The sequence below is a fragment of the Paenibacillus sp. 79R4 genome, assembly GCF_013393165.1.
GTDB lineage: Bacteria > Bacillota > Bacilli > Paenibacillales > Paenibacillaceae > Fontibacillus.
In genome coordinates this window covers 383,626-404,559 of sequence record NZ_QJOT01000004.1, presented here as the reverse complement: position 1 = coordinate 404,559, position 20,934 = coordinate 383,626, and the positions used below count along the sequence as shown (strand labels likewise).

Genomic DNA, 20,934 nt, shown 5'->3' with positions numbered 1-20,934 from the left:
TAGAAGGTACCCTGCACCAGAGGAAGAAAGCGAGGAAGCAGCATGTCGAAGTCGATTGTGGAAAAGCTGAATTTGCACAAGTACGAACGGGTTGCGGTATTAAATCAACCGGAAGGCACGGATTATCTGCAGGCGTTAAGCGGCTATGATACGGTGCTGGGGGACCCGGCGTATGATCTTATATTCACGTTCGTATTGGATATGAAATCACTGCAGGAACTGGTTGACCAGGTTATTAAGCATCGGAATCTCAGCAGCGGGGGTTATCTCTTTGCCGCTTATCCCAAGAAAGGAAACAAGGTCTATCCGACATACATTCATCGCGATGATCTGTTCCCGGGTCTTGGCAGTGATGAGGAGGGTTATATCGGGACAAGCACGATTAAATTCGCCCGGATGGTCGGCCTGGATGATGTCTTTACCGTCGTCGGATTCAAAGAGGATGCTAAAGGCAAAAACAAGAGCAAGGGAAGCCCATCCGCAAAATCAAGTCAGCGAGTGGACGATTACATCGGTTTCATCCCGAACGTTGAACAGGACTTGGAGGACACCCCGGAGCTGCTAAGCTTCTATCGCTCGCTAACCCCGGGATATCATAAAGATTGGGCACGTTATGTCTACAGTGCGAAGCAGGAGGAGACGGTGGCGAAGCGCCGCGAGGAGATGAAGATGATCCTTCGGGCGGGTTACAAGACCCGCGAGCTATACCGCCAGGCCCAAGCCCAATCTTGAGTTTGTTATGAACCTGCTGTCTGGGTTGTATAGATTAACGAAACGAACTGCCCCATCTGCCCTATCTGCTTTAAGCGCAAAGTGCTTGGCACCGTTCCTTGGGGAAACAGCGGAATTCCTTCCCCGAGGATTTTAGGAGTAAGGGTGATATGGAGCTCATCCAGTAAACCGACTTCCAGGAAGGCGGCTGCAAGCTGTCCGCCACCAACAAGCCAGACATCGCCTTCCGAATCGGCTTTTAAGCGCGGGATCAGCGTATCCAGGGCCTCATTCGTAAATGTTGCATGTGGGGCCGGAGGTTGCTCTGTCCGGGACAAGATATAACATGGTTTATCTGCGTAAGGGAATTCATCGGCCAACTTGAGCACTTCGTCATACGTAAGCCGCCCCATCACTACCGTGCCCACTGTATGGTAAAATTTGCTATACCCGTTATCACCTCCGTCCCCTTCTACATCAAACAGCCAATCAACGCTACCGTCATTTCTGGCAATGTAACCGTCCAAGCTTATTGCAAGGTATAACACGACTTTATTGTTATTCATTTGCTATCGCTCCTTTCTATGGACTATGTTATATTATAATTATGACAAAACTTGACGTAATTAGGTGAGGCGATTGAATCAACGCAGACTGATGATTATGCGTCTGTTGGACGCCAGAAAGAAATTTACAGCTCGTGAACTGGCTGAACGATTTGACGTATCGGTCCGTACCATTCAGCGGGATCTCGATTATTTACAGCAGTTGGGCTTCCCTTTATATACTGAGGTGGGTGCCAACGGCGGCTACCGGGTTTTGCCAAATCGGATTTTGCCTCCTTTGCAGCTTACTGAGCATGAGGCGTTTGGCCTGTTCATGATGATGGAGTACTTGCAGCAGGTGCCTGACTTTCCTTACGGTTCCATACGCGATCAGCTGTCTGATCACTATTTCTCCAGCTTGCCAAGCGATGTCCAGGATCGGATCAGCGAAATGAGCCAACATATTGCATTTTTACAAAATCACGCTGAGCAGCCGGAAGCGCTGACAACACAGATCATCCATGCTGCCATGGAGAAAAAACAGATCGCATTCACTTACGCATCACGCAGCGGGCTGAAGGAAGTGGAAGCTTATCCGATTGGCATTTATTATGAGCATGGTTACTGGTATATGCCGGCCCAAAAGCGTGAGCGGGTGCTGTTATACCGGCTCGATCGAATGCAGAAATTATCAATCCTCCAGGATACGGGTACTTCCGTACCTACACTGAAGGAATGGCTAGTCTCAACAGATAATAGGGAGAAGACAGAAGTGACGGTGCGCTTTACCGATTTCGGGGCAAGGCTGGCCCAGTCAGATCTGGTCTTCAAGCTGGTGAAGGATCATGAGTGGAGAGGATGGGTCCCACCGGAGGAATTTCCGTTTATGGCCCGCAGGCTGCTCGCTTACGGGCCTGAGGCGGAGGTTGTGCAGCCGAAACCATTGCGGGAGTTTGTGAGGGAATTGCTGGAGAGCAGTTTGGCCCCATATCGGCAGGATTTCTGAAGCTCTGAATGACCTGCCGACACAAAAAAACCGTCCGGCGTTCGACGCCGGGCGGTTCTGTTTATTATTTCGTGTAATTATCGAAATAGCCCTGAATATAGATGACAGGCGTACCTTTGTCGCCGCTGCCTGAGGTCAGGTCGGACAGGGAACCGATCAGGTCGGTAAGCTTTCTTGGCGTAGTGCCCTGCGATTCCATAGCGCCAACAAGATCGGATTCTTTATTGTTAATGTACTCAGCGATCGCTTGCTGCAGTTCTTCCCCTCTCAGATGAGAGAAGTTATTATCAGCCAGGTACTTCAATTTTACTTCGTTGGGCGTACCGTCCAGACCTGCCGTGTAAGCCGGGGATACAACCGGATCGGCCAGTTCCCAGATCTTGCCCACAGGATCTTTAAACGCACCGTCTCCGTAAACCATAACTTCTACCTGTTTCCCGGTCTTGTCTTTGAGTACGGATTGAATCTTATCCACAATCGGCTGACAATTGCGCGGGAACAACTTCACGCTGCTCTCGGTGGATTTATTGGAGCCAAGCAAGCCGTAAGACTCATTAAATCCGCTGCCGTCCACAGATTCAGCCAGGATATTGTCCAGGCTGAAGACTTTGTCTGCACCATTTGCTTTTAAGATCCGCTTTGTTCTGAATCTGGTGTGAATGTCGCAGGTCAAGACGCTCTTGGTGTAATTCAGAATCGTCTTCGGGTTGTTGGAGAAGATGACCTCGCATTCAACGCCGTATTCTTCAACCAGCGATTTATAATAGTCGATGTAATCCACACCGGTAAAAGTATGCTTATTATATCCGAAATGCTCGCGGAATTGCTGTTCGGTCAGCACATCCGTCCATGGATTGACGCCTTTTTCATCGAGCAGGTCCAGATCGACCAGATGATTTCCGACTTCGTCAGACGGGTAGCTAAGCATTAGTACGACTTTTTTGGCGCCTTTAGCGATGCCTCGCAGACAGATGGCAAAGCGGTTACGGCTGAGAATGGGGAAGATAACTCCGATCGTGTCATCGCCGAATTTAGCATTAACATCCTTTGCGATATGATCGATGGTTGCGTAATTGCCCTGGGCACGCGCTACGATCGATTCAGTGATCGTCACGATGTCTTTATCACCAATTTCAAAGCCTTCGATTTCGGAAGCCCTCAGTACGCTGTCCACGACGATTGTCTCAATGCTGTCTCCCTGATTGATAATCGGGCAGCGCAGGCCTCTGACTACAGTTCCAACTACTCTTTCCAATAGTATCGCTCCTCGTAAGCTATATTAGAAGTATTTCAAAAAGTCCCCTGTGGGTGAGACGCCGATCGATATCATCCAAGGATAAGCGACCGCGATCCCAAGGCTGGTTTTCTTGCGAATATAGAATTTCATCAGCGCGGCAAGATCTCCAATTAATCCTATATCTAACAATCCGCTCCCCATCCCTTAGTTTCATTACAAACTGAAGCGTTTGGCAAAACGCACATCGAGGCATACGCCTCTAGTGCTGAAAACCGGACTTTTTGACTTGCACTATAAGTTGAACCTATATTCAGCTCATATAGTGTGTCCTCGAGATGTAGAGGTTGTTCAAAAATTCGCAATCATTTTGAACCTACCCTTGTAATATACAATGCAATAGTGATATAAGTAAAATTAATATATCAAATGTCCGGTATAAGGGGTGATTATATGTCGAGCAAGCTGGATTTATACAAAATATTTTGCAAAGTCGGCAAAAGCGAAAGCTTCTCAAAAGCAGCCAGAGATTTGTATATGACACAGCCGGCGGTTAGCCAGGCGATTATGCAATTGGAGAGCGAGCTGCGCATCCGCTTGTTTAATAGAACGCCCAAAGGAGTGTCCTTGACTGACGAAGGCAGTCTGCTATTTGAATATGTGAACTCAGCGCTCAAATTGATTCAGGCTGGGGAGGAGAAAATCCAGGATTTCAAAAATTTAACGATGGGCGAATTAAAGGTCGGCGTTGGAGACACGATCTCGCGTTATTTTCTGCTGCCGAAGCTGGAGATTTTTCATAATCAATATCCCAATATTAAATTCAAAATTGTAAACGGGACGACCCAGGAGCTATGCACGATCCTAAAATCCGGCGAGGTGGATATTGCGGTCTGCAACTTTCCGCTTGCGGATTCAACGCTGGAGCTTCGGCCTTGCTTCAACATCCAGGACATATTTGTAGGTGGGGAGAAGTATCGGCAGCTTCTGTCCGCTCCGGTGAGCCTGGAGGAGGTTGTGAAACAACCGTTGATATTGCTTGAGAAGAATTCCAATTCCAGACGATATGTGGAGGAGCACATCCGGTCTAGGGGAATTCAGATTGCCCCGGAGTTTGAGCTTGGTTCGCATGATCTACTGCTTGAATTCGCCAGGATCAACCTTGGAATCGCCTGTGTGACGAAGGAATTCTCCCAAGAGTACTTGAAGAAGGGAGTCCTGTATGAGCTGCCGTTAAGCGAAGGGATTCCGCGCAGAAGCATCGGGGTATGTTCTTTGAAAGGCGTGCCTTTATCGATCTCTGCCCAGAAATTCGTAGAGATTATTGAGGATCAGCAGCTATGATATCGAAACGGATCAGAACTGCTCGGAACCGTGCGCGGGGAAAAGTTGTTGACACTGAGCCCAGTATGTATATAATATTTTGTAAAGGTCAGCTTTGGCCTTTATTATTTTCACTAATTATTTAAGAACATTAATTAATTACATTGAATAAATTGAAAGGAGTGACAGGATGAAGTCGTTTTTGCCCAATGACATTAAGGATGAGAACCGGAAGATCATTTTTGATATTGTGATGCAGAACCCGGAATTAGCCAAGGTAGAAATTACAGAAAAGACGGCGATGAGCTTTGTAACGGTGAGTAAAATTGTCAATTTTTTTGAAGAAATCGGCCTGTTGACTGCGACCGGAGAAAGTCGGGAAGGTTCTGGCGGCCTGGGGAGAAAAAGAACGGTATACCGTTTTAATGAGAATAGCTATGTAACCGTTGGCATCCAGATCATAGGCAGCAGAATTACTGCACTGCTTATCAATCTTTATAGCAAAGTTATCGATTCGTATTCCACCGAGACGGATATCCCATTTTATAGCGAGCAGTTCGTCTCGATTTTTGAAGACATTATTACGCGGATGAAGGAAGTAGCGAAGCGAACGAATAGCGTTGTTCTGGGTATCGGCATTGGGGTTGACGGCGCGATAAACACAAGGAAGAAGAAGATCCGGATGAGGATTCAGGACAATAAGGAGCAGGATTACAACTATGAGCCGATCATCGAAAATCTGATACATCGGGTGGATTTGCCGATTTTTCTGGAGAACGATGTAAACGCTTCTACCGTCGCTGAGTTCCGCAATCTGGAGAACGCCGGGCAACCGCTGGCCGATCTGGTTCATATCGCAGTCGGGGACGGGATTGGCGGCGGCTTGATTATTAATAAAGAGCTGCATAGAGGCTTCAACGCAAGCGCAGGCGAGCTGGAGTATATGTGCTTTGACCCCGAATACAGGAGATCGCCTTCCTCTGTCGGGTGGCTGGAGAGCAAGCTGGGGATTCAGCATTTGCTGAGCCATTATGACCTTGGCTCTGAAGCAGACATCGAAGCCTGTGCGGATTATGTAGCCAAGCATCTGGCTCTGACGATGGTGAATATCATCAGTGTGCTCGATATTGACCGGATCATTATCAGCGGCAAGACGGTAGCCTTGTTCCCGGATCGGATTCTGAAGAGGACAAGCTATTATGTAGAGCAATACGCAGAGTGGACCCCAACCATCACTTACAGCGATTCGCAGCACTCGGCGGCTGTCGGCGCGGCGATATTATCGCTTCAGCATGAGATGATCAAAGTAATTTCCGGATAGGAAGTGGACATGATGATTAAAGTTTTTGCAACGGAAGAACAAGTGGCAGATGCGATTGCCGGTGAAATGAAAGAGCATCTGGCCAATGAGCATCCGGTGTTCTGCCTGGCGTCGGGCAGCACACCCCAGAAGAGCTATATGAAGTTTGCTGCCGATGCTGATATCCAAGCTAAAGTTCAGCAGCTCAACATGGTTAGCCTGGACGAGTGGGTTGGAATAAGCAGAGAATCCGAAGGCAGCTGCTATCAAATGCTGAATCAGGATTTATTCTCGCTTGTGCGGTTGGAGCCTCGGCAAATAGAATTTTTTGACGGGACGGCGCCGGATCTGGAGCAGGAATGTCTGAGAATAGATCGATTTATTGCTCAGCACCCTATTACATTCAGTCTGATGGGAGTCGGGATGAATGGCCATATCGGCCTGAACGAGCCGGGTTGTCCGGTTCTGGATCATAGCAGTGTCGTAGAGCTGTCGGAGACGACCAGAACGGTGGCTCAGAAGTATTTTCGACAACCTACGGTATTGGAGAAAGGAATTACCTTGGGGCTAAATCAGGTAGCAGGAAGCAAGCGGGTGATTGTAGCGATTACCGGTGCACGCAAAGCCGGGATCGTGAGAGCCATTTTTACTGATCCGGAAGCGAAGCTGCCGGCCCAGGAACTGCTTGGTTACGAACATATCGATTTCTTCCTGGATTCGGAGGCAGCGAAATATATCAAACAGCGATAATAACTGAGGAGTTCAAATCATGAGTAACAGCGTTATTGGAGTAGATATTGGAGGAACAAACATACGGGTCGGGTTGGTAAATGAGCAGCTGGAGCTGGTTCGGAAAGAGACAGCATTAACAAGCCGGTTTCAGCATGCCGAAGAGATTTTCGAATATGTCCAGCGCATGATCGGGAAGGTGGATCACCACAAGGAGGCTGACAGCATAGGTATTGCCTTGCCTGTTCCCTGGAAGGAGCAAACGGAGATTATCTATGATGCGACCAATATTCCCTGCTTGGAAGGAATCAACGTCGAATTTATAAAACGCTTTTTTTCCGGTTATGAGGTTCATTTCGAGAATGATGTAAATGTTGTGACATTGCTTGAATCAGAGCGTGGGGCTTCCCAGGCATATGGACATTCCATCTATATTACAGTCAGCACAGGGATCGGCAGCGGAATTGTTCTCAACAACGAGGTGCTTCACGGCGCCCATGGCTATGCCGGCGAGATTGGAAGCATGGTCATATCCGATAACGGCAAGCGGCATTCGACCTTATATCCCGGAACGCTCGAAGCTTTGTGCAGCGGCAGGGCCCTGGAAGAGGAAAGCAAGAAATTGTACGGCAGCGAGGCTACGGCGCATTTATTATTCGATCGATATCAACAGCAGGACGAAAAGGCAGTCGGGGTGGTAAACACCTGGATTGAGTACTTCTCCAATGCGATTGCTTCATTAATGCAGACGATCGATCCGGATATTTTTGTGATTGGCGGAGCCGTCGTCTATAACAACCAATGGTTGATAGATAAAATTGTTGAAAGCGCTAAAACCAAGGTGTTTGAGCATTTAAGCGACAAAGTCAATGTAGTCCTGTCAAAGTTCGGCCCTGATGCCGGCGTGATTGGGGCAGGGTACATGGCCTTAAAAAACGATAAAGGAGCAAGAACATCATGAAGAAAATGAAAGTTGCTTTGATCGGAGCTGGAAGCGTCTCTTTTGCTCTAGGAGCACTGCAGGATATGGTGTTGTCCGAGCGCTTGAAGTCGCAAGTTGAGCTGGAAATCGCGCTTATGGATATCGAGGAGGAGAATGTGGCGAGAACCTATAAATATGCTACAGATATGTTTACGGCCTTCTCTCATCCGGCGGAAATCTGGCAGACTACTCATCTGGAAAATGCGCTGACAGGTGCGGATTTCGTTATCGTGGCGATTGAGGTGAACCGTTATTTCTATTGGTCGCAGGACTTTCATATTCCGCGGCACTTTGGCAGCAAGCAAATTTATGGCGAGAACGGCGGCCCCGGGTCGATGTTCCATACTCTGCGCAACCTTGGCCCAATGCTGGAGATCGCCCGTACGATGGAACGGGTCTGCCCGAATGCCTGGTTTATTAACTATACGAACCCTGAAGCGAAATTGGTAGAAGCGATCTCGAAGCTGACCTCCATCAAGATCGTCGGACTATGCCATGGACTTGATATGGGGATTGAACAGCTGTCCCAATTCCTGGAGATGGATATTGCTGAAATCGGGATGGAAGGCGGCGGCTTAAACCACTTCGGCTTCTTCACCAAAATCTGGAACAAAAAGACAGGTGAGGATCTGTATCCGTTGTTAGATGAGAAGGAACAAAAGGCTAACCGTCTGGCGCAATTCGATCATGTCGCATTATCGAGAACGATGTATCGTACTTATGGCTACTACCCTTATCCAGGCACCAACCATTGCGGCGAGTATGTCTCCTATGCGGAGGATTTCTATGCTGGCCTGTCTTTGCAGTACCGTTATGATCCAATTCGCGAGAAGCTGTGGGAGAAGGATTCAAGAACGCCTGATTTTGTATATTGCGCCAGCGGCAATCATCTAGATCAAGGTTTGTTCTCGAAGGTTCAGACCCAGGAGTTGTGGGTGGAAGAGGCTTATATTTTCGATAAAGAGAAAGTGAACCGCAGTAATGAATATGCAATCCCGATCATTGAGGCGATCTTCTTCGATGATGAGATTGAGTTGAACGCGGTTAACTTGCCGAATCACGGTGCAATCAAGGGACTTCCTGATGATATGGTCGTTGAGACTCAGGCAATCGTGAATGGCAGTGGGATCAAGCTTAAGCCGATGACGGTTGAACTGCCAACAGCGATTATCGGAACGATTCATATTCAGGGCACGATCCATAAATTATTGCTCGAAGCTTATGTGGAGCAGTCCAAGACAAAGCTGCTGCAGGCGATTCTATTGGATCCGCAGGCTCCGACTTATTATCAGGCCTGTGCCATGATCGACGAGATGTGCGAGCTGCAACAAGATATTTTACCTATGCTGGAGTGGAAATAAAGGGGTTAAGTGTTGATATGGACAACAAGAAAATCATTAAACTGCTGCAGGAGATGACGCTGGCCGAGAAGATCGGACAGCTCTCCCAGACAACGGGAGAACATTATGTTGGCAAAATCGACAGCGAAATGGTGGAGACCGGACCTGGCTTCCCGGATCATAGGCTTGAGGGGAATACGCTGTACACGATAGGAAGCATCATCGGGGTATCGAGCGCCAAGATCACAAATCTGATTCAAAGTGAATACTTGCAGAAATCACGGCTGAAGATCCCGCTCCTGTTCATGCATGATGCGATACACGGGTATAGAACGATTTTTCCGATCCCATTAGGGCTCTCTTGTACCTGGGATGTAAGGATTGTACAGCAGGCAGCAGCGGACACGGCAGCGGAATTGCGCGCTACAGGCATACATGTCAATTTCTCGCCTATGGTTGATCTGGTGCGTGACTCCAGATGGGGCAGAGTGATGGAGTCCTTCGGCGAGGACCCTCTGTTGTCGGGACAGCTTGGCCGGTCGATGATCCGTGGCTATCAAAAAGGCGAGGATGGCAGGATCGCTGACTCGGGAGTAGCGGCTTGTCTGAAGCATTTTGCTGCATATGGCGCTGGCATTGGCGGCAAGGACTACAACACGGTGGATATGTCCTGGAGAGAGTTCTACGCCTATTACGGCAAGCCATATGAGATAGCGCTGCAAGAGAAGCCCAGATTCGTGATGAGTTCCTTTAACACATTTAACGGGGTTCCCGTAACTGCCAGCGAGCAGATGATGAAGGATATTCTAAGAGGTGCCTACCGATTTGAAGATATCGTTATATCCGATTGGGGGGCTGTAGCCGAGCTGCAGAATCACCGCGTGGCCGGCAATGGCAGGGAAGCTGCGGAATTAGCCTTGAAGGCAGGCATCGATATCGAAATGGTCTCGACCTTATACCTTGAGCATTATGAACAAATTCTGCAAGAAAATCCGCAGCTGCTTCAAGACATTGATGCGGCGGTACTGAAAATTATGCAGCTGAAAAATGAGCTCGGTTTATTTGAAAATCCATATGTGGACGAGGCTGCCGAGTATGAAGTCATTCTAAATCCAGGCTTTCAGGAGCATGCCAAACAAGCGGCCAAGAGAAGCTGCGTCTTGTTGAAAAATGAGCAAATGCTGCCTATACGCAAGGATTGCAACAAGATCATCATCGTGGGTCCTTTTGCCGGCAGCGATCAGCTGCTGGGCAACTGGCAGTGCAAAGGAAGCTTCGAGGACGTAGTTACCTTGGCGGAAGGGATGAAGCGGGTGGACGATTCATTCGCCCTGCATGTCTGCGAAACCCTGAAGGATTGTCCTCAAGATACGCTGGCGCAATGCGACTATATTATCGTAGCAGTCGGAGAGGACTGGCAACAAAGCGGTGAGGGGCATAGCAGCGTGAACCTCGAGCTTGCGGCCGATCAACAGCAATTGATCCGTGACGTGAAGCAGACCAACAAACCGTATGCCTGCGTCTTTTTCTCGGGGCGGCCATTAGCGCTTCAGAGCATCATCAATGACATTCCTGCGCTCTTATGGTGCTGGTATCCAGGCACCCAGGCTGGCCATGCAATTGCGGAACTGATAACGGGTCAGGATACTCCGTCGGGGAAATTAACGATGTCGTTCCCGCGTCATTCAGCTCAGGCGCCGATTTATTACAATGAGTACAGCACCGGCCGTCCGGCCAATGAATCGAGCTACAGCAGCAGGTATCAGGATTGCGAGGCAGGGCCTTTATTCCCATTTGGGCACGGGCTGACCTATACCGATCCGCAATATTCTGATTTTCAAATTTCGAGCCATCATCTGGCAGCAGGTCAGGAATTGACCCTCTCTTTTCAGGTAAGCAATCCAAGTGGTTATGACTATTCTGAGATCGTTATTCTCTATATTGAAGATCTGGTCTCCAAGGCTGCTCGTCCTGTGCGCGAGATGAAGAAATATCAAGTTGTGGATGTATCTGCGTATCAGACCGTTGCCGTTCAGATGACACTTGCTCCGGAGGATCTTCAATACTTGGACGATAGCTTACAGCCTTCGATTGAACCGGGGGAATTTCATATTTATATCAATGATCTTGAACGTCCCGTGTTCACAATAGAGTATCGATAAAATCTTCTGAATGACAAATGATAACGTGTTTCCAAAAGGATGACTAGGCTTGCTCAATTATTAAATTAAATTAATTAATTGTGTAAAATTTATCCATGACACAATTTTCAATATTTGAGAGGGAGCCTGGCACAATTTTGGGGTAACGCTTACATGATCGAAAAAAACTGTCAATGCTGTACCTGAAAAGAGAGAGGAGGTATACGGATGAAGTCCAAGTTTAAACATAAGTTTCTGTCGCAGTGGGAGCTTCAGGCGATGGTCTGGCCAAGCATTATCTTAATGATTGTATTCTCCTTCATCCCGATGTTCGGATTGATCATCGCGTTTCAGGACTATTCTCCGTTATCCGGTTTTACGGGCTCTGAATTTGTAGGTCTGGACAATTTCAAAGCTTTTTTGGGGGATAAAGATTTCTATAATGTGCTGACGAATACGCTGGCTATCAGCCTGATGAAATTGTTGATCGGTTTCCCGCTGGAGATCGTTCTGGCTATTTTAATCAATCAGATTCGATTAGGATTATTCAAGAAATTTACGCAGACGATATCTTATTTGCCGCACTTTTTGTCCTGGGTTATTCTTGGCGGCATGATTATCTCCTGGCTCGGTTCGACAGGGCTGGTGAACAGCTTCCTGCTGTCGATGCACCTCATATCTGAACCGCTCTCCTTCCTGTCCAATGCCGAAGCCTATTGGTGGATCGCCACGCTGTCGGATATTTGGAAAGAGGTTGGCTGGGGAACGATCCTCTATCTTGCGGCCATCGCGGGGATTGACCCTTCGTTATATGAGGCAGCTAAGGTCGACGGGGCGAAAATCCTAAAGAGAATCTGGTATATCACACTTCCTGGCATCAAAAATATTATCGTCCTGATGTTTGTACTGCGCGTAGGCTCTGTGCTGGGTGCAAATCTGGAGCAGACTCTCGTCCTGCAAAATTCTTCGAATATGCTGCGCAGTGAAGTAATTGATTCCTATGTCTATCATTTGGGTCTGACACAAGGAGACTTCTCCTTCGCGACGGCGGTCGGGATCTTCTCATCCGTTGTCTCCGTCACACTGCTGATGATTGCTAATGTGCTGACCAAGAAGCTTAGCGACAGTTCAATTTTCTAGAAGGGAGGGAGCTATATGGGACTGGATAAAGGCGAGAAAATATTTAACGTGTTCAACGTGCTGTTCATGTTGTTCTTCGTTTCTATCATCGTATTTCCCTTAATCAACATTATTGCGCTCTCATTTAACGATGGATACGACGCGATGAAAGGGGGCATCTATCTATTTCCGCGAAAATTTACGCTTGTCAACTATGAGACGATTTTGAAGGATTCAACGATTTACCGAGCGTTTGGGGTTACGGCGGCCAAAACGGTGATCGGGGTTATTGGACACTTGGTCATCACGGGGGCTGCGGCCTACGCCATGAGCAAGCCTTATCTACTTGGCAGAAAGATATTCATCCGGATGGGCGTCATCACGATGTTCTTCTACGGCGGAATGATCCCGACATTTCTGGTTGTCAAATCGCTCGGTCTGGCAAATAGCTTCTGGGTGTACATTATCCCTGTGCTATTCAGCTTCTATGACATGATCATATTGATGAACTTTTTCAGAAGTTTGCCGGAATCGATTGAGGAATCGGCCAAGATTGACGGGGCTAACGTATTCCAGGTGTTCTTCAAAATCATTATCCCGCTGTCCTTTCCGGTGCTGGCGACCATTGCCTTGTTCCATGGGGTGTACCAGTGGAATGACTTCTTTGTGGCCAAGCTTTATGTGACAGATAAAACTTTATATCCGATTCAATATTATTTGTATCAGCTGTTAACGAGCGCTGGCGCTGCGAACACAGCCAAAGCAGGGGTATACATTTCCAAGGCATTTACGACCCAGTCTTTGCAACAAGCGACGATGATCGTTACGACCTTACCTATTATGCTGATTTACCCTTTCCTTCAGAAATACTTTATTAGCGGCATGCTTGTTGGAGGAGTTAAAGAATAATGAAAAAAGCGAGGGAGCACGTTATGAAAAAATCGATCATACTTCTGACTTTGGTTGCATTCGTAGTAGCATTGTCCGGCTGCGGCGGCAAGAAAACAAACGCAGAATTGCCGGATTCAACGATTGAAGTGAACAAGGATACACCAAGCTGGGAGAATGACAAGGCCACGGCCGAGCTTGACTGGTATATTAACTTCGACTGGTTCGCCCAGACCTGGGGCAATGATGTCTCCTCCAAGTATATTACGGAGGACACCGGGGTTAACATCACATACTTGGGCGGCAGCGACGACAAGCTCAACACGATGATGGCTTCCGGAGAGCTCCCGGACATCATTACGGTGGATGGAAGCAACCCGTTTGTTAAGGATGCGGATAAGTTCGCTATTCCACTGGACGTATTGGCAGAGAAGTATGATCCGTATTTCCTGGAAAAGGCGGCAAAGCCGGAAACCGTAAAATTTTTCACTAGAGAAGACGGTCATATTTACGGATATCCTAACTTCTCGAACACGAAGTCGGATTATGAGAAGGGCGGCATTTATGCGAACCAGGCATTCCTGGTGCGCAAAGATATTTATGAGCAGCTCGGCAAGCCGGATATGACCACGCCGGAAGGCTTCATTTCCGCTTTGGAAGCCGCTCAGAAGCTGGATGCGAAGGATGAGCTGGGTAAATCGGTGATTCCGATCGGGGTCTCTCCATTTAATGAAGGTTCGGAACCAAACGGAGTATTCAATAGAACGCTGGCCGATTTTATCGGAGTCCCTATGTTGACGAAAGACGGCAAATATTATGATCGTTATACCGATGCGGATTTTCAAAAATGGCTTAAAGTGTTCGTCGATGCCCGCCAAAAAGGGTTGACCGACCGTGACATGATTACGATGACGAAGGACGACAAGGATGCGCGGATCACGAACGGCAGTTATTTCGTTTACTTCGCTTCGGATCTGAACAGCGAGACGGATACGATGACGGTATGGGCGAATGAGAATCAAGGCAAGGAATATATCGCTGTTCATGGCCCTTCTTCAACGACAGGGAATAAGACAGCATTGCCGGGTACTTCGATCGAGGGCTGGACACAAACCTTCATTACCAAAGACTGCAAGGACCCGCAAAAAGCGATGGAATTCCTGACCTATATGGTCAGCGAGTATGGCAACGTTGTAATGAACTATGGTCGTGAAGGGGAAACTTACACGATGGTGGACGGAAATCCTGTTCTGAATGGAGATCTGCTGGAGTTCAAGCAGACCGACCCGGCTGGCTTCGAGAAGGAGATCGGTTTGACAACGCATCTGTGGGTGCAGGATAGCGCTCTGCTCTCTCGTCAAATGGGGCTGGATCAATTCCCGAAAGCATTGCAGCAAGCGAAGCAGTGGACCCTCGATTATGTGGTGCCGCAATTTGAATTAGCAGGCCTGGACGTATATCTGTCCAAGGAATCCTCCCGCAATGCGGAGAAGATCAATCAGAACTGGTCACAGACGGTCGCCAAGATTCTGGATGCCAAATCGGATAGCGAAGTGGATCAGGCGATGAATGAATTCATTAAATATCGCCAGGATAATGGCTATGATAAATTGGTGGAAGAGAGAAACAAGCAGATCGAGGCTAACGAGAAGAAGCTGGACTAATTCTGGAATTAATAAGACAAGAAGAGGACTCCCTTTGCGGGGTCCTCTTCTTGTGTATACTTTGTGATTTTGTTGCACGAAATACGATTGTATTTTCCGATGTTCGCTCATTTGCGGGTCTGCGTATTTTTAATCGTACAATATGTACGAAATACACTGATTTTGCTAAGCTTGCGGGGTTAATCGCAAATTTGCAACGAAGCTAGCAAAAGTTAATTTCTCACCACATTGGGCATGTTCTTGATCATTCGCTCGTCCGGAGTAACGAATAGAGTTTTCTGATGATCATAGATCACAAATCCCGGTTTAGCCCCGCTTGGCTTGCGGACATGGCGGATCAACGTGTAGTCGACCGGTACGCTGCTGGAATGCTTGGCCTGGCTGTAGTAAGCGGATAATTGCGCCGCTTCGTTAAGCGTCGCATCACCATAGGAGTTGCTGCGAATCAGCACGTGCGAGCCGGGGATATCCTTCGTATGCAGCCATGTATCGTTCGCACTGCCGACCCGGTTCGTTACGTAGTCATTCTGCAGATTGTTCTTGCCCACGTAGATTTCAATTCCTTCGGAAGAAGTGTAGACATGCAGTGTAGGCTTGTCGTTTTTCTTCTTCTTTTTCAGCTTTTTGCTCCGGTCGCGCAGATAACCTTGCTGTACCAGCTCCTCGCGAATTTCGTCAATATCGTCGAGGGTCGCGTGGGAGAGCTGCTGTAGTAGCTGCTCCATATAGCTGATTTCCTCGCGGGTAATCTTCATTTGTTCATCGATGACCGTCAGGCTGTTTTTGTATTTATTGTATTTCTTAAAATAACGCTGGGCATTCTCCGACGGCGTCAGCAGCGGGTCCAGCTCAATCGTCTTGGTTGCCTGGTTTTCATCGTAGTAGTTGATCAATTCTACGGCTTTGTCTCCCTTGCGCATCAGGTGCAGGGAGGCAAATAGCAGCTCGCCCTTAATGCGGTATTGCTCGGCATCTCCGGCTTCGGCCAAGTCCTCTTCCAGCTTGGTCATTTTCTTAATATTTTTGCTTAATTCATTGTGCAGGAAGCGCAGCAGATCGCTGGTCTTCTGCTTTACCGTATCCCTTAACGCCTTGTCGCCGTAGTATTCTTCCATGCAGTCGCTAATGGAATCATAGGTGCGCAGCTCACCTTGGATCAGCGTGAGCTTCACGGCCGAGAATATGCTCTTCCCTTTGGCATTCTCGCCGGTAACCGGCTCATAGCGATGCTCGCGAATTTGCGCCATCAGGTCGGCAAAAGTGCTCCAAAGCGCATTCGCTTTATCCATTGGCATTTCGTGAGCAGCATTGTTATCTGCGGCGGCTCCTGCGGAGTGTTCCTCCGCCTTGTCGCTTGCCCTCAGACATATCTCCTCGGCGATCAGCGGGCTAAGTCCGCTGAAGGTGGATACAAGCCAGCTTTTATCCGCGATCCCGATCTCAGCCTGCCGATAGGCATCCATGAATTGTTCCTTCACGATCTCAAGCGGATGCAGCTTATTCTGCTGCGGAGGCTCTGTATAAGCGAACCCGGGCATAACGATCCGGAAGCTGCTGATCGCCGGGGTTACATGATGAATTCCGTCCAGCTGCGTTCCCGTTGCGGGATCGAGCAAAATAATGTTGCTGTGCCGCCCCATTAATTCAATGATGATGCGCTTCAAGGATTCATCCCCGAGCTCGTCGCGCTGTCGAATGTCGATATGGATGATCCGTTCCATCTCCTGCTGGGTAATGGCTTCGATGACGCCGCTCTCACAATGCTTGCGCAGCAGCATGCAGAACATCGGGGCCTCCAGCGGATTGGGGAAGGACTGCTCGGTCATTTGCACCCGCGGATAAGTCGGGTTGGCCGAGAGCAGCAGACGCCGGTTGCCTCCTCTGGAGCGAAGTTGAAGGATAATGTCGTTATCCGTAGGCTGATGTATTTTATTGATGCGTCCACCTACACAAATCTGTAGTTCGTGAACGATGGAGCGCGTTACGATTCCGTCAAGTGCCATACCATATAATCTCCTGTCTAATAAGGTAGTTCAAAGAGTCGCTTTTAATCCCGAAGTAACTCGGGGGGAGCGTATTCGGCGTCGAATCTTGAATTCAGTCGGGCCGGGCTTAAGCGGATGCTTACGGAGTCATGTTACCTACAGTAACATCTCAGTTGCTCATGTACAAACAACGCCGGGTTGGGTCTTCCTCTAACGAAACACGGTATCGCTATTTGGGCCAAATTGGGCTGACAATAATTCTAACGAAACGTGGTAACGTTATTTGAGCCCAAATGGGCTGGCAAAAATTCTAACGAAACGTGGTATCGTTATTGAAGCAAATTAGGGCCTTAACGTGGGGAATTCCCCAGAATAGCGATATGGTGTTTCGTTAGCTTTTATTTGCCGCTGTTTTTGCGGAAATAACGCTCCGTAGTTTCGTTAGACGCAGAAATGGCATAAACCTAGCTGGTCGGGCCTTCCTCTAACGAAACGTGGTATCGCTATTTGAGCCCAAATGGGCTGACAAAAATTCTAACGAAACGTGGTATCGTTATTGAAGCAAATTAGGGCCTTAACATGGGAAAATCCCCAGAATAACGATATGATGTTTCGTTAGCTTTTATTTGCCGCTGTTTTTGCGGAAATAGCGCTCTGTAGTTTCGTTAGATGAATAATGGCATAAACCTTGCGGGCCGGGGCTTCCTCTAACGAAACGTGGTATCGCTATTGAGCCCAAATGGGCTGACAAAAATTCTAACGAAACAGGGTATCGTTATTTGAGCCCAAATGGCCTGACAAAAATTCTAACGAAACGTGGTATCGTTATTGGACCAAATTAGGGCCTTAACATGGGGAATTCCCCAGAATAGCGATATGATGTTTCGTTAGCTTTTATTTGCCGCTGTTTTTGCGGAAATAGCGCTTTGTAGTTTCGTTAGAGTTAGACGGACGCGTTCAACGCTGAAAATCGACTTTTTTGAGCATATCCTCGAAATCTTCAATTACTTCAATATCTTACTCCTCTCTATGATGCCATAACTGCAGCAAAAACTTAAGAGCTTCTTCTGTGATAATTTGGGACTGGCTGGAATACATTTACCCTAGGTGGAAAAGCCTCACGCTGTTATCGCACTAAATACGGGAGGGGAAAAAAGGAGAATGGAACAAAAAAACTGGCACCAGTGGAATGGGGAAGAGCTTCTGGAGCTGTTGAACGTGAAGCGCGAACAGGGCCTGACCCGGGATGAGGCGCAGAGGAGACGGGAAGAGAACGGCTGGAACGAATTGTCGGAGGGCAAGCGGGTATCTCCGCTGCTGCTGTTCCTGAACCAGTTTAAAGATTTCATGATGCTCGTATTAATGGGGGCCACGCTCATATCGGGAATTCTGGGCGAATATTTGGACGCCATTACAATTATTGCGATTGTGATCCTGAACGGTGTGCTCGGGTTTATTCAGGAATTCCGGGCTGAGCGCTCGCTGCGAGCCTTGAAGCAGTTGTCCGCTCCTCACGCGAAGGTTCTGCGCGACGGGACCGTCGAGCATATTCCAGCCAAGGAGCTTGTTCCTGGCGATATCGTCATCGTGGAGAGCGGGGACCGGATTCCGGCGGATGTTCGCTGGTTGTCTGTAAGCAGTCTGGATGTGGAGGAATCGGCATTGACCGGGGAATCCCATCCCGTTGGCAAGCATGCCGGGGTGCTTCGCGAGGAGGAAGTGCCGCTGGGCGACCAGAAGAACCTGGGCTTCATGGGCACCATGGTGACCCGCGGCAGCGGCAGAGGAATCGTCGTTCGCACCGGCATGGATACAGAGATGGGCAAAATCGCAGATTTGATTCAAAATACCGATTCCCAAGAGACTCCGCTGCAGCGTCGTCTTGAGCAGCTGGGCAAAATATTGATATATCTCTCACTGGGGCTCACGGTACTGGTCGTCCTCGTTGGTATTCTGCATGGACAACCGCCTGGGGCCATGTTCTTCGCTGGGGTGAGCTTAGCGGTAGCGGCGATACCCGAAGGTTTGCCGGCGATCGTCACAATTGCGCTGGCACTTGGCGTACAGCGTATGATCAAGCGCAAGGCGATTGTCCGCAAGCTTCCTTCTGTAGAGACACTGGGCTGTGCTTCGGTCATTTGCTCGGATAAGACAGGAACGCTAACACAGAATAAAATGACAGTCACTCATGTATGGCTTGAAGGGCGAGCGCTGCAAGTGACGGGTGACGGCTATGAGCCAATCGGTCAGATACTGGAGCATGGGCGATCGGTTGATCTCAAGAAAGATCAGAGCTTGCGCCGGCTGCTGCAGGTTAGCTCGCTGTGCGGCAATGCCGTGATCTATGAGGAAGATGGCGACCAGCAAGCGAAGCGCAAGGGAAAGGATCGGGAGGAAATGACTGCATCGCGTTGGGCACTAAAGGGGGATCCGACCGAAGGAGCGCTCGTTACGCTGGCGGCGAAGATGGGTTTATCTCCAAGCTCGCTCAGCAGCGTATACACTCGCGAGAAGGAATTGCCATTCGATTCTGACCGCAAACGGATGTCGGTTATCGTATCCCACCAAGGCGGCAAAATGGCGCTCGTCAAGGGAGCTCCCGATATGCTGCTGGAGAAATGCTCCTATATATTATGGGACGGCAAGGTGGTTCCCTTCACCGGGACGTTCCGTCAAAAGGTACAGGCCGCTAATGAGGGGATGGCGCGGAATGCTCTGCGTGTACTCGGGTTAGCTTACCGCGATCTAAGACCTGATGATGCGGCCGAGTCAGAAGCGGATGTGGAGTCTCAATTGATATTCATCGGACTGGCCGGGATGATCGATCCGCCGCGCCGCGAGGCACGGGAAGCGATATCGGTCTGCCGCCGTGCCGGCATCAAGACGGTGATGATTACCGGCGACCATGGTCTGACGGCGGAAGCGATCGCTGCCGATCTCGGCATTATCCCGAGAGGCGGACGGACCATGTCCGGCAATCAACTGGCTGCCCTTAGCGATGAGGAACTGGATCGTCAAATCGATCAGATTTATGTTTACTCCCGGGTTGCACCGGAACACAAGCTGCGGATTGTCAAGTCTTTGCAGCGCAAAGGCCATGTCGTAGCCATGACAGGCGATGGCGTCAACGATGCTCCGGCGATTAAGGCGGCGGATATCGGAATCGCCATGGGCATTACCGGCACGGATGTATCCAAGGAAGCCTCTTCTTTAATACTCAGTGATGACAACTTCTCCTCCATTGTGGCGGCGATCGAGGAAGGACGGAATATTTATGAGAACATCCGCAAGTTCATCCGCTATTTGCTCGCTTCCAATGTCGGCGAGATTTTAACGATGTTCTTCGCCATGTTGGCCGGGCTGCCGCTTCCGCTGCTGCCGATTCAGATCCTGTGGGTGAATCTCGTCACAGACGGTCTGCCTGCGATGGCGCTTGGCGTAGACCAACCGGAGAAAGATTTAATGGAGCATAAACCGCGTGGAGCGAAAGAGAATATTTTTGCACGTCGACTGGGCTGGAAAATTATTAGCCGCGGATTGCTGATCGGCTTCTGTACGCTTGGGGCCTTCTGGATCACATTGCATAGCGCACCGGATGATCCGGCCCAGCTAGCCAAGGCGCAGTCAGTTGCTTTCGCAACACTGGTTATGGCCCAGCTGATTCATGTATTCGACTGCCGGAGTTCACGTTCGATCTTCCATCGCAACATCCTGCAGAACCGTTACCTTGTCGTAGCTGTACTATCCTCCGTACTTCTGCTGCTCGGGGTTATGTATATCGAGAGTCTGCAGCCGATCTTCAAAACGGTTCCGCTTGGCTTCCGGGAATGGGCGCTCAGCTTCGTGGCCGCAGGCATACCGACATTCCTGCTCGGGGCAGGCAGCGTCTGGTCGGGGCGCCGTCGCAAGTATAACGGTCCAAGACAGATAATCTCGGCGAAAAGTACAAATATTCGTGCATAAAATC

The 20,934-nt window shown here is 49.0% G+C and carries 16 protein-coding genes; 12 read left to right on the top strand and 4 right to left on the bottom strand.

The window, feature by feature from the left end; translation table 11 throughout:
* Window positions 1-42 precede the first annotated feature (42 nt).
* On the top strand, window positions 43-732 hold the full coding sequence (locus DMN77_RS07825) for a YdeI/OmpD-associated family protein (RefSeq protein ID WP_068781936.1): 690 nt from the start codon (window positions 43-45) through the stop codon (window positions 730-732).
* A gap of 5 nt (window positions 733-737) precedes the next feature.
* Here the strand turns inward: DMN77_RS07825 and DMN77_RS07820 are convergent, their stop codons facing one another.
* The gene (locus tag DMN77_RS07820; RefSeq protein ID WP_179014279.1) at window positions 738-1,277 is read right to left on the bottom strand and encodes a dihydrofolate reductase family protein; all 540 of its coding nucleotides are present in this window, start codon (window positions 1,275-1,277) and stop codon (window positions 738-740) included.
* 73 nt (window positions 1,278-1,350) lie between these two features.
* Between DMN77_RS07820 and DMN77_RS07815 the strand changes: the two genes are divergently transcribed.
* On the top strand, window positions 1,351-2,262 hold the full coding sequence (locus tag DMN77_RS07815; protein WP_068781934.1) for a helix-turn-helix transcriptional regulator: 912 nt from the start codon (window positions 1,351-1,353) through the stop codon (window positions 2,260-2,262).
* 64 nt (window positions 2,263-2,326) lie between these two features.
* On the opposite strand, the gene DMN77_RS07810 is transcribed toward DMN77_RS07815, so the two are convergent.
* Together DMN77_RS07810 and DMN77_RS07805 are read right to left on the bottom strand one after the other, a co-directional pair.
* Complete coding sequence (locus tag DMN77_RS07810) at window positions 2,327-3,517, bottom strand: coenzyme F420-0:L-glutamate ligase (RefSeq protein WP_068781933.1); 1,191 nt, start codon at window positions 3,515-3,517, stop codon at window positions 2,327-2,329.
* A 24-nt stretch (window positions 3,518-3,541) separates the two neighbouring features.
* Entirely contained in the window at window positions 3,542-3,688 is a 147-nt protein-coding gene (locus tag DMN77_RS07805) for a hypothetical protein (RefSeq protein WP_157259357.1), read from the bottom strand.
* A gap of 261 nt (window positions 3,689-3,949) precedes the next feature.
* Here DMN77_RS07805 and DMN77_RS07800 point away from each other — a divergent pair, with 261 nt between their 5' ends.
* The 9 genes from DMN77_RS07800 (at window position 3,950) to DMN77_RS07760 (ending at window position 14,982) form a co-directional block, all read left to right on the top strand.
* Window positions 3,950-4,840 carry a LysR family transcriptional regulator gene (locus tag DMN77_RS07800; protein ID WP_179014278.1) on the top strand — a complete coding sequence of 297 codons (891 nt, stop codon included), beginning with the start codon at window positions 3,950-3,952 and terminating at the stop codon, window positions 4,838-4,840.
* 169 nt (window positions 4,841-5,009) lie between these two features.
* A complete protein-coding gene (locus DMN77_RS07795; protein WP_179014276.1) occupies window positions 5,010-6,140 on the top strand; it encodes an ROK family protein in 1,131 nt (376 codons plus the stop codon).
* A gap of 9 nt (window positions 6,141-6,149) precedes the next feature.
* Window positions 6,150-6,869 (top strand): 6-phosphogluconolactonase, encoded by a 720-nt coding sequence (locus DMN77_RS07790; protein WP_256872284.1) that lies wholly within the window; start codon window positions 6,150-6,152, stop codon window positions 6,867-6,869.
* Between the two features lie 19 nt (window positions 6,870-6,888).
* Window positions 6,889-7,809 (top strand): ROK family protein, encoded by a 921-nt coding sequence (locus DMN77_RS07785; protein ID WP_068781929.1) that lies wholly within the window; start codon window positions 6,889-6,891, stop codon window positions 7,807-7,809.
* Window positions 7,806-9,191 carry a family 4 glycosyl hydrolase gene (locus tag DMN77_RS07780; RefSeq protein ID WP_179014274.1) on the top strand — a complete coding sequence of 462 codons (1,386 nt, stop codon included), beginning with the start codon at window positions 7,806-7,808 and terminating at the stop codon, window positions 9,189-9,191. The genes DMN77_RS07785 and DMN77_RS07780 overlap by 4 nt, the downstream gene beginning before the upstream one ends.
* A 17-nt stretch (window positions 9,192-9,208) precedes the next feature.
* Complete coding sequence (locus DMN77_RS07775) at window positions 9,209-11,332, top strand: glycoside hydrolase family 3 N-terminal domain-containing protein (protein ID WP_179014273.1); 2,124 nt, start codon at window positions 9,209-9,211, stop codon at window positions 11,330-11,332.
* A 207-nt stretch (window positions 11,333-11,539) separates the two neighbouring features.
* Complete coding sequence (locus DMN77_RS07770) at window positions 11,540-12,451, top strand: ABC transporter permease (protein ID WP_179014271.1); 912 nt, start codon at window positions 11,540-11,542, stop codon at window positions 12,449-12,451.
* Between the two features lie 15 nt (window positions 12,452-12,466).
* On the top strand, window positions 12,467-13,339 hold the full coding sequence (locus tag DMN77_RS07765) for a carbohydrate ABC transporter permease (RefSeq protein WP_068781925.1): 873 nt from the start codon (window positions 12,467-12,469) through the stop codon (window positions 13,337-13,339).
* The gene (locus DMN77_RS07760; RefSeq protein ID WP_179014269.1) at window positions 13,339-14,982 is read left to right on the top strand and encodes a type 2 periplasmic-binding domain-containing protein; all 1,644 of its coding nucleotides are present in this window, start codon (window positions 13,339-13,341) and stop codon (window positions 14,980-14,982) included. Before DMN77_RS07765 ends, DMN77_RS07760 begins: the two co-directional genes overlap by 1 nt.
* Before the next feature lie 212 nt (window positions 14,983-15,194).
* Here DMN77_RS07760 and DMN77_RS07755 read toward each other — a convergent pair whose 3' ends face one another.
* Complete coding sequence (locus DMN77_RS07755; RefSeq protein WP_179014268.1) at window positions 15,195-16,985, bottom strand: Rqc2 family fibronectin-binding protein; 1,791 nt, start codon at window positions 16,983-16,985, stop codon at window positions 15,195-15,197.
* Between the two features lie 1,143 nt (window positions 16,986-18,128).
* Here DMN77_RS07755 and DMN77_RS07750 point away from each other — a divergent pair.
* Window positions 18,129-20,930, top strand: a complete 2,802-nt coding sequence (locus tag DMN77_RS07750; protein ID WP_068781922.1) for a calcium-translocating P-type ATPase, SERCA-type — start codon at window positions 18,129-18,131, stop codon at window positions 20,928-20,930.
* The last annotated feature ends 4 nt before the right edge of the window (window positions 20,931-20,934 follow it).